The 13175-nt window shown below is 52.7% G+C and carries 13 protein-coding genes; 12 read left to right on the top strand and 1 reads right to left on the bottom strand.

Annotation, left to right across the window (positions count from 1 at the left end):
* Positions 1–46: 46 nt before the first annotated feature.
* The 7 genes from ACE419_RS07045 (at position 47) to ACE419_RS07015 (ending at position 6331) form a co-directional block, all read left to right on the top strand.
* Positions 47–1477 (top strand): aminotransferase class I/II-fold pyridoxal phosphate-dependent enzyme, encoded by a 1431-nt coding sequence (locus tag ACE419_RS07045; RefSeq protein WP_435721546.1) that lies wholly within the window; start codon positions 47–49, stop codon positions 1475–1477.
* Between the two features lie 19 nt (positions 1478–1496).
* On the top strand, positions 1497–2177 hold the full coding sequence (locus tag ACE419_RS07040; RefSeq protein WP_435721473.1) for a dTMP kinase: 681 nt from the start codon (positions 1497–1499) through the stop codon (positions 2175–2177).
* Between the two features lie 28 nt (positions 2178–2205).
* Positions 2206–2775, top strand: a complete 570-nt coding sequence (gene rnmV / locus ACE419_RS07035; protein WP_435721472.1) for a ribonuclease M5 — start codon at positions 2206–2208, stop codon at positions 2773–2775.
* Positions 2772–3650 carry a 16S rRNA (adenine(1518)-N(6)/adenine(1519)-N(6))-dimethyltransferase RsmA gene (gene rsmA / locus ACE419_RS07030; RefSeq protein ID WP_435721471.1) on the top strand — a complete coding sequence of 293 codons (879 nt, stop codon included), beginning with the start codon at positions 2772–2774 and terminating at the stop codon, positions 3648–3650. Before rnmV ends, rsmA begins: the two co-directional genes overlap by 4 nt.
* Before the next feature lie 76 nt (positions 3651–3726).
* Entirely contained in the window at positions 3727–5235 is a 1509-nt protein-coding gene (locus ACE419_RS07025; RefSeq protein ID WP_432645964.1) for a Na+/H+ antiporter NhaC family protein, read from the top strand.
* Between the two features lie 47 nt (positions 5236–5282).
* Positions 5283–5546, top strand: coding sequence for a TIGR03905 family TSCPD domain-containing protein (locus ACE419_RS07020; RefSeq protein ID WP_432645963.1), 264 nt, complete (start codon positions 5283–5285; stop codon positions 5544–5546).
* 8 nt (positions 5547–5554) lie between these two features.
* Positions 5555–6331, top strand: coding sequence for a histidinol-phosphatase HisJ family protein (locus ACE419_RS07015; RefSeq protein WP_435721470.1), 777 nt, complete (start codon positions 5555–5557; stop codon positions 6329–6331).
* A gap of 57 nt (positions 6332–6388) precedes the next feature.
* Here the strand turns inward: ACE419_RS07015 and ACE419_RS07010 are convergent, their stop codons facing one another.
* Entirely contained in the window at positions 6389–7060 is a 672-nt protein-coding gene (locus ACE419_RS07010) for a TetR/AcrR family transcriptional regulator (RefSeq protein ID WP_432645961.1), read from the bottom strand.
* Positions 7061–7320: 260 nt separating this feature from the next.
* Between ACE419_RS07010 and ACE419_RS07005 the strand changes: the two genes are divergently transcribed.
* From ACE419_RS07005 to ACE419_RS06985, 5 genes are all read left to right on the top strand, one after another.
* Positions 7321–8661, top strand: coding sequence for an S-layer homology domain-containing protein (locus ACE419_RS07005; protein ID WP_435721469.1), 1341 nt, complete (start codon positions 7321–7323; stop codon positions 8659–8661).
* 244 nt (positions 8662–8905) lie between these two features.
* On the top strand, positions 8906–9043 hold the full coding sequence (scfA, locus tag ACE419_RS07000) for a six-cysteine ranthipeptide SCIFF (RefSeq protein WP_005841055.1): 138 nt from the start codon (positions 8906–8908) through the stop codon (positions 9041–9043).
* A 57-nt stretch (positions 9044–9100) separates the two neighbouring features.
* Positions 9101–10510, top strand: a complete 1410-nt coding sequence (gene scfB / locus ACE419_RS06995) for a thioether cross-link-forming SCIFF peptide maturase (RefSeq protein ID WP_435721468.1) — start codon at positions 9101–9103, stop codon at positions 10508–10510.
* A gap of 294 nt (positions 10511–10804) precedes the next feature.
* Positions 10805–11821 (top strand): type I glyceraldehyde-3-phosphate dehydrogenase, encoded by a 1017-nt coding sequence (gap, locus tag ACE419_RS06990; RefSeq protein ID WP_295634947.1) that lies wholly within the window; start codon positions 10805–10807, stop codon positions 11819–11821.
* A 109-nt stretch (positions 11822–11930) separates the two neighbouring features.
* The gene (locus tag ACE419_RS06985) at positions 11931–13124 is read left to right on the top strand and encodes a phosphoglycerate kinase (RefSeq protein WP_435721467.1); all 1194 of its coding nucleotides are present in this window, start codon (positions 11931–11933) and stop codon (positions 13122–13124) included.
* Positions 13125–13175: the final 51 nt, after the last annotated feature.

The raw sequence follows: 13175 nt of genomic DNA, 5'->3' as shown, positions 1-13175 counted from the left end.
GGAAAAAAAGAGGCCGAAGAACTTGAGGGCACCGATTGCGGAAGCCATGAAGGCTTATGCAGCGGATGGTGCCATGGCCTTTCATACGCCGGGGCATAAACAGGGGCTTGGAGCACATCCGCTGCTGCGGGATTTAGTGACAGCGGAGGGGCTGCGCGAAGAAGTTTCGCTGATGGAAGAACTCGATGACCTGCATGAGCCGACGATGTGCATCAAAGAAGCACAGAAATTGGCCGCGGCGCTCTATGGCGCCGACGCTGCCTTTTTCATGATCAACGGCACGACGGGGGCCATCCATACGATGCTTTTGGGTGCTCTGCGGCCGGGCGATACCGTTCTCATGCCGCGCAATGCCCATCGCTCGATGATTGGCGGCATAATCCTTGCAGGGGCAAAGCCCGTGTTCCTGCAGCCGGAAATCGATGAAAAGCTCGGCATCGCCATGGGCCTGACACTCGAAACGGTAAAAAGGGCTGTTTTAGAGCATCCTGAGGCAAAGGCACTGGCCGTGGTCTATCCGACGTATTACGGCGTGACCTTTGACCTGCGCGCAATTGCGGATTTCGTTCATGCTCACGGTATGCTGCTGCTCGTCGATGAGGCCCATGGCCCGCATCTGCGTTTTTCCGAGGAACTGCCGCTGCAGGCTCTCGACTGCGGTGCGGATATGGCGGCGCAGAGCACGCATAAAATCCTCGGTGCCATGACGCAGGCATCGATGCTGCTCGTGCGTGAGGGACGCATCAGTCTCGAGCGCGTGCGCGAGGCCGCGAGCCTCCTGCAGTCGACGAGCCCGAATCAGCTCCTTTTGGCTTCCATCGACATCGCGCGGCTGCAGATGGCGGAAAACGGCACGGAGACTGTGGCAAGAGCAGTACGACTCGCAGCGAAACTTCGCCATGACATCAACGAAATCGACGGCCTCTGGTCGTTTGGACCAAAATATACGGTTTATGACGGCGCGTCAGGGCTCGATACGACGAAAGTCACGGTGCAGGTCACGGGGATTGGCCTTACGGGTGTAGAAGCCGAGGCCATTTTGCGCCATGCGTATAAAATCCAGTGTGAGCTCTCCGATGCACGCAATCTGCTCTTCATCATTTCGTATGCCGATACGGAAGAGCAGACGGATTATTTGCTGCAGGCCCTGCGGAAACTCTCTAAAGAGCATTGCCGCCTCGTCTTGAAGCAGGCAGAGCAGGCACTAGAACAGCTGCCGGCCGTGCCGCCGCAGGGCATGACGCCGCGGGAAGCGTTTTTTGCCGACAAGGAAGATGTGGATTTTTGGCAGGCGGAAGGACGCATTGCCGCGGAGCAGCTCATGTTCTATCCGCCGGGCATCCCGATTCTTGCGCCCGGTGATATCATCATGCGCGAAAGTCTCCATTATATCAAGTCCATGCAGGAGCTCGGCCTCAAGGTCGTCGGCCCGCGCGATGCCTCTTTGCGGCAGCTGCAGGTGGTCTGCCAAAAGTGAAAGCGGAGGATATGCTAGTATGACAAAAAAAGGAAAACTCATCATCATCGAGGCTGGCGATGGTTCGGGCAAGGCCACGCAGACCAAAGCCCTTTACGAGCATCTTTTGCGTGACGGCTGCCGCGTGCACCGCGTGGAATTCCCCGATTATCAGGCGGATTCCTCGATGCTCGTGCGCATGTACCTGCGCGGCGATTTTGGCGGCCATGCCGAGGACGTCAACGCCTATGCAGCTTCGACGTTTTTTGCCGTCGACCGCTACGCTTCTTATCGCATGAAATGGAAAAAATACTATGAAGCCGGTGATATTATCCTAGCGGACCGCTATACGACTTCGAATATGGTGCATCAGGCCGTCAAGCTGACGGATAAAAGAGAACGTGAGACGTTTCTCGATTGGCTCTGGGATTTTGAGTTCCAAAAGCTCGGGCTGCCCGTACCCGATAAGGTCATCTTCCTCGATATGAAGCCTGAGGTCGCGGATAAGCTGATTGCGGCAAGAGCGGCAGAGACAGCGGTAAAAAAAGACATTCATGAACGCGATACCGACTATCTGCACCGCTGCCACGCTGCTTATGAAGATTTGACAAAAAAATACGGCTGGACGCGCGTGCCCTGCAGCGAAGGCGATGAGCCACGCAGCATCGAGGCCATCCACAAGGATGTTTACGCGGCGGTGCAGCCGCTTCTGGAAGACTGACTGGCCGTAATATATAGAAAGGAAATATATGATTAAAGAAGTTCTGGTGGTCGAGGGCAAAATGGATGTCGTCGCCATTGACAAGGCAGTCGAAGCCGACTGCATCATTACGGAGGGGTTCAACCTCAAGCCGCAGGCCCTCAAAAATATCGAGCAGGCCTACAAAAAGCGCGGCATCATCATCATGACAGACCCCGATTCTGCGGGGGAACGCATTCGCAAATACCTGTCACGCCGTTTTCCAGAGGCCAAGCACGCTTTTGTGCCCGTGGAAGAAGCGACGGCCAATGATGATATCGGCATTGAACAGGCAAAACCCGAGGCCATCCGCAAGGCACTTGCCAAGGTCCGCACGCTCGATTGGGAGCCGAAGAAAATTTTCTCGGGTGCAGACCTCATCCTGCACGGCCTGTCGGGAGCCCCTGAGGCTTCGGCGCGCCGCGCGCGCCTCGGCGAAAAGCTCGGGCTCGGTTTTGCCAATGCCAAGACGTTCCTGACAAGGCTCAATCACTACGGTGTGACGCGCGAAGAATTTGACCGCGCTGTGGCCGAAATGGAACAGGAAGACGGAGAAAAGGCAAAGGGGGAGACGAAATGAACGCAGAGGATGAAAAAGTACTGCAGCCAAAAATCGCGAGCCGCGAGGTGACGACGCATATTCTCAAGGCCTTTGGCCTGCGCATGAGCAAGAAGCTCGGACAGAACTTCCTCATCGATGCGCGCATCGTGCAGGGCATCGTCGATGCCGCGGAGGTAAAGCCCGGCGACCGCGTGCTCGAAATCGGCCCGGGCATTGGCACCTTGACACAGGGCCTCGCCGAAGCCGGTGCCGATGTCACGGCCGTGGAGCTCGATAAAAAACTGCCGGCAGTACTCAAGGAAACGCTGAAGGCGTATGATAATGTACGCATTGTGCCGGGCGATATCCTCAAGGTCAATATCCCCGAAATCATGGGCGAGGGTCCGTTCAAGGTCGCGGCAAACCTGCCGTATTACATCACGACGCCGATTCTCATGACGCTTCTGGAACGCCATCTGCCGATTACGCAGATGGTCACGATGGTGCAGAAGGAAGTCGCGGAACGCATGACGGCCAAACCGGGTTCGCGCATCTACGGCGCACTTTCCGTGGCTGTACAGTATTATACGGAGCCTGAAATCGTGCTCGACGTGCCGCCGCGTTCGTTCATTCCGGCACCGGAAGTCATGAGTGTGGTCGTTTCGTGCCGTGTGCGCAAAGAGCCGGCTGTCAAAGTACGCGATGAAAAAATGTTCTTCCGCGTGGTCAAGGCTGCCTTTGGCCAGCGCCGCAAGACGCTCATGAACGCGCTGAAGGGTGGCGGCTTCCCGAAAGAGGCCGTACGCGACGCTTTGGAAGCAGCGGACATCGACCCGACGCGCCGCGGCGAGACACTGACGCTTGATGAATTTGGCCGCCTTGCCGATGCTTTTGCCGCGCAGAACCTTGCATAAAGTATTTGCTCCTATGACGATTTTGTTATAGAATAGGTCTGTATTGTAAAATAAAGCAAAGAAAGTAGGTATGATAATGGCAGAAACAGCCTGGTCCGTACTGCCTCCAGTCATTACGATTGTACTGGCACTCTGGACAAAAGAGGTTTACATGTCGCTGATCATCGGCATTTTTTCCGGTGCCCTGCTGTTCACGGGCGGCAATATCCTCGAATCCATTCTCACGATGTTCGCCGTCATGGCCGATAAAGTCGGCAGCAATGTCAACATCCTCGTTTTCCTCGTCATTTTAGGCATCCTCGTGGCGGCCATCAGCCGCTCGGGCGCGACGCGCGCCTATGGCGAATGGGCCTCGAAAACCATCAAGGGGCAGCGCAGCGCACTTCTCCTGACGGCTCTCCTCGGCATCGTCATTTTTATCGATGATTATTTCAACTGCCTGACGGTCGGCACGGTCATGCGCCCTGTCACGGATAAGCTCAAGATTGCGCGCACGAAGCTCGCTTACATCATCGATGCGACGGCTGCGCCTGTCTGCATCATCGCGCCGGTATCGAGCTGGGCAGCAGCTGTCGGTTCCTCGCTGCCGGAAGACAGCACGATTGATGGCTTCAGCCTGTTCCTGCAGACGATTCCGTTCAATCTCTACGCCTGGCTGACGATGCTCTTCATGCTGTTCATCATCTGGTCGGGCCGTGATTTTGCGGCCATGGGCAGAAGTATTGTCGAGAACAACAAGAAGTTTGTCATCCCGAAGGAATATCAGGATGCCGAAGAAAAATCGGCTGATATGGAACTCGGCCACGGCAAAATCATCGACCTTATCCTGCCGCTCATCGTGCTCATCGTGGCCTGTGTTTACGGCATGCTCTACACGGGCGGCATTCACGAGGGCAAGACGATTGCCGAAGCCTTCGCCAACTGCGATTCGGCAAAATCGCTCGTGCTCGGTTCATTCATTGCCTTTGTCTTCACGGGCTTTTTGTATCTGCCGCGCCGCATCATCTCGTTCAATGCGTTCTGCGACAGCTTCGGCTGGGGCTTTAAGGCCATGACGCCGGCCATCTTCATCCTCTGTCTCGCCTGGACGCTTTCGGGTATCTGCAGCAAGGATTATCTGAATCTCGGCGGCTTTGTCGGCGCGATTGTCAGCGCACATGCTTCGATTGTCATGTTCCTGCCGCCGATTTTCTTCCTCGTCGCCGTGGGTCTTGCCTTTGCGACGGGCACGTCGTGGGGCACATTCGGCATCCTCATCCCGATTGCCATTGCGGTTCTCGGTATGGGCGACCCGAGCATGCTCGTCGTCTGCGTGACTGCAGTTCTTTCGGGTGCTGTCTGCGGCGACCACGCTTCGCCGATTTCCGATACGACTATTCTCGCCTCGGCCGGCGCGCAGTGTCACCATATCGACCACGTCAGTACGCAGATTCCGTATGTCATTGTCGTGGCTACGTGCAGTTTCTTTGGCTATATCGTGGACGGCCTGACGGAAAATGGCTGGCTCGGCCTGCTTACGGGCCTCATCTGCCTGGGCATTGCGATGATTTACATCCGCGCCAAAGTGCCTGTCCTTGACCGCTGATTTTTGATTTTGCTGGAAAGCTGGAAAACTGGAAAGGAAGAACGAATATGTCAGTCTATACCTATCAGACAAAGGGCACGTGCTCCAAGAAAATCACGGTGGAGCTCGATGGCAAAAAAATCAGGCATGTCGCCTTTGAAGGCGGCTGCAATGGCAACTTGAGCGGCATTTCGAAACTCGTCGAGGGCATGGACATCGATTTTGTCATCAGCCGTTTTGCCGGCAATACCTGCGGCCCGCGGCCGACGTCCTGCCCGGACCAGCTCGCGCATGCTCTTGAAGAGGCCTATGAAGCAGAAAAGAAAGCCTGAGGTGTGCGATGATTTTTGACAGTCACAGCCATACAGCGTTCTCGGCTGACTCCGAGATGAATCCCGAAGAAGCCATGCAAAAGGCTGAAGCCGAGGGCGTGGGCCTCGTCTTTACGGAGCATCTCGACCTCGATTACCCCGGTGAGATGGATTTCACCTTCAATCCTAAGGAATATTGGCATTCCTATGAGGTATACCGCGGCGACAAACTGCGTCTCGGCGTGGAGATTGGCATGAATGAAGCTATCTGCAGGCAGAATGAGGCTTTTATTCAGCGAGTGCCTTTTGACCTCGTTATCGGTTCCCAGCATATCGTCGATGGTCAGGATATTTACTATCCTGCGTATTATGAGGGCAAGACAAAAAAAGAAGCCTTCTACCGCTATTTTGAACTCATGGCAGAAAATGTGCTTCGTCATGGTGATTTCATCGACGTACTCGGCCATATTGACTATATCAGCCGCTATGCGCCGTATGATAATCCTGAAGTTTCATATGAAGAATTCCCTGACGATATTGATCAGGTCCTGCGCGCGGCCATCGAGACAAACACGGTCATGGAGCTCAACACGCGCCGCCTCGGCAGCCGCCGCGCCCTGCAGGCACTCAAGCCTGTCTATACGCGCTATCGGGAACTCGGCGGCAGGTACATCACCCTTGGTTCCGATGCGCACGTGGCAGAAAATGTTGCGATGAACTTCAAAGCTGCAGCAGAACTTGCCAAAACGGCAGGGCTGCAGATTGTGACGTTCTGCGAGCGCCATATGGAAATCTGCTCAAGATAAATAAATATGCATCAAAAAACCTCTGATGGAAACGTTCCGTCAGAGGTTTTTTGTCATTCAGGATTTGAGCGCAGTATCTTCTTTCTCATCGAAATGCAGTAGAGAAGTCAGGGCAAAAAGCGTGATGTAAATGCTTTCGTTGATAGGCGGCGGGGAAAAGGGGGGCTTGGCATCCTGAAAGGCCTGCATTTGTATGGATGAAGGTTCGGCCAGTGGATAGACGCTGGTCAGGAAAAAGAGCAGGGAGCAGATGAAATTCATGATATCATCCCGACTGTTTTGGGGACATTGCTGTTCTAGGAAGAGAAAATAGAAATCGAAGGTCGTGAACAGTTCATGACAGAACTTCACCAGCAATTCGTAGCGGACTTTTGGTTCCAGCTGGGTATGGTGGATTGAAAAGAGGCGCAATTCCACCTTATGCGAGATAATCCAGTCTGTCAGCTGCTGACAGAAATGTTTCCGGGTTATTTTTTTTTCATCCGGAAACATTTGCTGAAGTTCCCGTGCAAAAGACTGCAGTATCTGGCAGAGCACATCGAGCAGGATTTCTTCGCTGTTCTTATAATAGGTGTAAATTGTCGGCCGCGTGAATGTCGTCCGCTTGGCGATGTTTGTGAAGGTGACACGTGCAAGGCCGCCTTCTTTATAGAGTGCAAAAGCCGCCTTGCGGATCTGCTCCTTGCGTTCTTCAATTTGGGCCGCCTTGCGGGCACGCTGAAATGTCATAAAGAATCCTTCCTTAGCTTTAAATTAAGGTTCGTGTTCAAATATTCTCTTTCTATTATAGACAAGATAGCCCCTGACGACAATCCTTCTATCCGCTATAAAGGTTAATTGACAATATGTAAACTATTAGTTGACACTTCGTAAATTAATGCTATAATAAAGATTGTCAGGAGAAACACAGAGAAAGGAAACAAGGCAACTTACCTCTGGTGAATCTCTTGTACACATAAGGTTGTTATCTGTACAAGGAGGAGATTGTTATGAAAAAGACTCTCGTATCCGCATTGACGACGGCTCTCGTAGTCGGCGCTGCTTCGACGACGTTTGCAGCCGCTAACCCGTTCTCGGATGTTCCGGCAGACCATTGGGCATACGATGCTGTATCCCAGCTCGCTGCTGATGGCGTCATCGAAGGCTACGGCGACACGACGTTCCGCGGCAACCAGAGCATCACGCGTTATGAAATGGCACAGATGGTCGCCAAGGCTATGGCCAAGACGGATGTTTCGGCAGCCGATAAGGCGCTGATTGACAAACTCGCTGCTGAGTTCTCCGATGAACTCAACAACCTCGGTGTCCGCGTCAGCAACCTCGAGCGCAATGCCGACATGGTAAAATGGAACGGCGAAGCACGTTACACGTACAGAAGCGTGCGTACGGAGCATGCCGGTGACAGCGGCAAGGACCGTGACAATTCCGATAAGCTGCTCTTTCGTCTCGAACCGAGCGCTGAGGTCAATGACCATTGGCATGTAAACGCCCGTCTCGATGCCACGACGGAAATGTCCGATGATAAAGGCGCGGGCGAAGATCATGATGAGGATAAGGTTGACCTCAAACGTGTCTATGCACAGGGCGATTACAAGAACTTCCAGGTAAAGCTTGGTAAACTTGGCTTTGAGACGCCAGAAAATGGTTTGGTTTTTGATAATGAAGAAAATGCGTTCTCCGGTGCTCAGGTTGCCTTTGGCAGCAATGTTAAAACGACATTGATGGCTGGTCGTCTTGATGTTGATGACCAGAAAGCAAGCACTTGGAAACGTGGCGAAGATACGAATATTGGCGATTCGGCCAACTTCCAGGGCATCACGGTTCAGTATGATGCACCAGAGGTCAGCAAATTGACTGGCGGCGTAGGCTACTATCATCTTAATTCCGATGATTTTAAGGGCCTGAAAGACGATCTCAACAAGGGCGAGACGTACACGAATGGCAAGAATGACGAGGACAATGCCGACATCTGGTCGGCAAACCTCGGCTACCGCTTTGATAAGACGAACGCCCTGTTCGGTGCTTATGCGAACAACACGAGTGCCGATAATCTCGATAAATCTTGGCAGGTTCTCTACAATTATAAAGGTGCAGAGCCGGCCAACAAGGGTACGTGGGGCGCTTATGCCGCTTACCGTTACCTCGGCACGTACACGTCGATCTTTGGCACGGAAGATGCCCAGGTCGTCGGTGCTAAGGGCTGGGAAGTCGGCGCTAACTACGCACCGTTCCACAATGTCCTCGCTACGGCGAAGTACTTCAATGGCAAGAGCATTGACTCCGACCGCGATGTCGATACCCTTTGGGGCCGTGTTGAATTCTTCTTCTGATAATCCACGCGTCTTCTAAGGTTATTGAATAGACTCTTATTCTCTAAAAGGTGATTCTATTTTTATGAAGATGATTCTTTCCCCGAGATGATTCTTTTCTTTCCTTTTTGCGCGATATGCCTGCTGGCATACCGCGTATTTTTTTTGCCCGGGCAGGCTATGAAAAAATAAATTCTTGCGAAGATGTCCGAAAACGGATAGAATAAAAGAAGATATGATTTTTATCTAGTTAGGAGGGCTGACGATGAAACACATCAAGACGGTCAACAAACCTTCGATGCAGGCTTCGCTCAAGACGGGCGGCTGCGGCGAGTGCCAGGCATCCTGCCAGTCTGCTTGCAAGACTTCCTGCACGGTAGGCAATCAGGTTTGCGAGAAATAATTTTTCGTAAGAGGCCTTCCCATACGGGAAGGCTTTTTTCTATTATAAGGAGAAGTAATGAAAGCGAAAATCCATAAATTCGAGCAGGGCGGCCATTATATCCTGCTCGATATCAACAGCGGTGCGGTTCATGTCATCGACAAGATGATTTACGATATGATGGATACATTTGACGGCGCGAATGACGAAGCTGTCGTTGAAGCCCTCAGGGGGACGTACCCAGAAGCCGATTTGCGCGAGGCCCTTGGCGAACTTCACGAGCTCATGAAGATGGGCGAACTCTTTGCACCGGATATCGATGTACCGCCGACGTTCAAGCAGAAGGGCCTCATCAAGTCCATCTGCCTCATGGTTGCGCAGGACTGCAACCTGCGCTGCAAGTACTGTTTCGGCGATGGCGGCAGCTACGGACAGGAACGCGCCGTCATGACACCGGAAGTTGGCAAGCGCGCCATTGATTTCCTCATCGAGAGCTGCGGTCCGCGCAAACACTGCGAAGTTGACTTTTTTGGCGGCGAACCGCTGATGAACATGAAGACGGTCAAGGCCGTCACGGAATATGCCCGTGAGCGTGAGAAGGATACGGGCAAGAAATTCAAGCTGACCATGACGACAAACGGTATGCTGCTGAATGACGAAAATATCAAATGGCTCAATGACAATGACTTTTCCCTCGTGCTCTCGCTCGACGGCCGCAAGGAAGTCAACGACGCCATGCGCCCGGATGCCGGCGGTCACGGCACGTATGACCGCATTGTGAAGAATTTCAAGAAATGCATCGCGAGCCGCAAGGGCGGCGACTGGGACTACCGCGGCGTCTATACGTACCTGCGCGGCACCTATACGCACAACAATATGGACTTCACGAACGATGTGCTCTCGATGGTTGATGAAGGCTTCAACATCCTGTCGGTCGAGCCGGTCGTCATGAAGGACAGCCCGTTGGGCTTCACCGAAAAAGACCTGCCGCGCATCCGTGAGGAATACGACCGCCTGACAGAGGCGTATATGAAGCGTCACCGCGAGGGCAGGGGCTTCTGGTTCTTCCATTTCAATATGGATCTTTCGAACGGCCCGTGTGTGGCGAAGCGTCTCTCGGGCTGCGGTGCCGGCCATGAATACGTTGCGGTCTCCGAAAATGGCGACCTTTATCCATGCCATCAGTTCGTCGGCCGTGAAGGCTACAAGCTCGGCAATATCTACGAAGGCATCACGAATACGGAACTGCCGGCTTATTTCCGCGAGAGCCATGTGCTCAACAAGCCGAAGTGCCGCGACTGCTGGGCCCGTTTCTTCTGTTCGGGCGGCTGCCACGCCAACGCAGACCTCTTCCATGGCAACATCCGTGAGCCATATGAGGTTGGCTGCGAAATCCAGAAAAAACGTCTGGAGTGCGCAATTCTCGTACAGGCACTGCTGGCCCTCGAAAAAATGGAAAAAGAAGAGCAGAATGCGACGAATGACTAAGCTATAAAGTATAAACAATATTTATATATGATCTTCTGACTGACAAGCATTTTTGCTTGTCAGTTTTTCTTTGGAAAAGCGAAGGAATGTATTGTTTGTCAGTATTGAACGGGATTCATAACCAAAATAATATTGTTATGGATTTAAAATATAATATTTTGACAATATGCATTTTTATTGCTACTGTAATTGCTTCAATTTATGATAAAACCATTGACATTTTGCCGGCATTTATTGTATCATTAGAGCTGTAAGAACTGAAACTTCTAAGAATATTTAGGGGGTAATTTTCAAATGGCAGTAAAAGTTGCTATCAATGGTTTTGGCCGTATCGGTCGTCTCGCATTCCGTCAGATGTTCGACGCTGAGGGTTATGAAGTTGTCGCTATCAACGACCTCACGAGCCCGAAGATGCTCGCATATCTTCTGAAGTACGATTCCTCCCAGGGTAAGTACGAGTATGCTGACACGGTTGAAGCTGGCGAAGACAGCATCACGGTAAACGGCAAGACGATCAAGATCTATGCTGAGAAAGATGCTGCTAACATTCCTTGGGCTAAGCATGACGTTGACGTTGTCCTCGAGTGCACGGGCTTCTATACGTCCAAAGAGAAAGCTTCCGCTCATCTCAAAGCTGGCGCTAAGAAAGTCGTTATCTCCGCTCCGGCAGGCAAAGACCTCCCGACGATCGTATTCAACACGAACCACAAGACGATTCCGGCTGGCACGCAGATCATCTCCGCTGCTTCCTGCACGACGAACTGCCTCGCTCCGATGGCAAAGGCTCTGAATGACCTCGCTCCGATCCAGAGCGGCATCATGCAGACGATTCACGCTTTCACGGGTGACCAGATGACCCTTGATGGCCCGCAGCGCAAGGGCAACCTCCGCCGCAGCCGTGCTGCTTCTGAGAACATCGTTCCGACGTCCTCGGGTGCTGCAAAAGCTATCGGCCTCGTTCTTCCGGAACTCGATGGCAAACTCATCGGTGCTGCACAGCGCGTTCCGACCCCGACGGGCTCCACGACGCTGCTCTATGCAGTTGTTAAGGGCAACGTTACGGTTGACCAGGTTAACGAGCAGATGAAGAAAGAGTCCACGGAGTCCTTCGGTTACAACACGGACGAAATCGTTTCGAAGGATGTTGTCGGCATGCGTTATGGCTCCCTCTTCGATGCAACGCAGACGATGGTTAGCCCGATGGCTGACGGCAACACGCTCGTACAGGTTGTTTCCTGGTACGACAACGAGAACTCCTACACGAGCCAGATGGTTCGCACGATCAAATACTTCGCTGAGGAAGTTAAGTAATTGAATTAAGAGTTCTCAACTGAATACAGTAGAAGATCTCTTGAGGTCCGGCCGTTTGTTTGGGCCGGGCCTCATTTTTATGAGAGAAATAAACCTTGGAGGTTTTACGATGAACAAGAAAACCATCAAAGACATTGATGTAAATGGCAAAAAAGTATTTGTCCGCGTTGATTACAATGTTCCGTTCGATGACAAGATGAACATCACGAACGATACGCGCATGGTCCGCACGCTGCCGACCCTGAACTATCTACTCGATCATGGTGCTGCTCTGGTCATCGCCTGCCATATCGGCCGTCCGACCGAGGCACGTGAGGACAAGTTCTCCACGAAATATCTCGTAAAACACCTTTCGGAGCTGCTCGGCCGTCCGGTTGAATGGGCTTCGGACTGCGTTGGCAAAGAAGCAGAGGAAAAAGCTGCTGCCCTCAAGCCGGGCGATGTCCTGCTGCTTGAGAACCTCCGTTACCATAAGGAAGAGAAGAAGAACGATCCGGAATTTGCCCGCCAGCTCGCATCGCTTGCTGATGTCGCTGTTGACGATGCTTTCGGCGTTTCCCACCGTGCACATGCTTCGAACGCAGGTGTTCCAAAGTACATCGAAACGGTTGCCGGCTTCCTGATGGAAAAAGAAATCAACTACATCGGCAAGGCACTTGAGAATCCGCAGCATCCGTTCGTTGCCATCATCGGCGGTGCAAAAGTTTCCGATAAGATCGGTGTCATCACGAACCTGCTCGACAAATGCGACACGATCATCATCGGCGGCGGCATGGCTCATACGTTTGATGCAGCCAAGGGCCTGCCAATCGGTGATTCCCTCTGCGAGCCGGATAAATTCGACCTGGCACGCGACATCCTCAAGAAAGCTGAGGAGAAGGGCGTTAAAGTCGTTCTGCCGGTTGACCTCGTCATTGCCGATAAATTCGCTCCGGATGCCAACACGCAGACGGTTGATGTTGACAAGGTACCAGATGGCTGGCAGGCACTCGATTCCGGCGTAAAGACTTCGGAAGAGTACACGAAAGCTCTCGCAGGCGCAAAGACGGTTATCTGGAACGGACCGATGGGCGTATTCGAATTCGACGCTTTCGCCAAAGGCACGCTCGCTGTTGCTCAGGCTGTTGCCAAAGCAACGGAAAATGGTGCTGTTTCCATTGTCGGCGGCGGCGACTCCGTTGCAGCCCTGAAGAAGACGGGCCTGACGGACAAGATTTCGCACGTTTCGACGGGCGGCGGCGCTACGCTTGAGTTCCTCGAAGGCAAAGAGATGCCGGGCATTGCAGCACTTGCTGACAAATAATCCTGTATCTTTTGATAGAATCGCAAAGTCTTTTGGATGAATATTTAGGAG

It is taken from the genome of Mitsuokella apri (genome assembly GCF_047974105.1).
Classification (GTDB): domain Bacteria; phylum Bacillota; class Negativicutes; order Selenomonadales; family Selenomonadaceae; genus Mitsuokella.
This window is presented reverse-complemented; position numbering and strand designations above follow the sequence as displayed.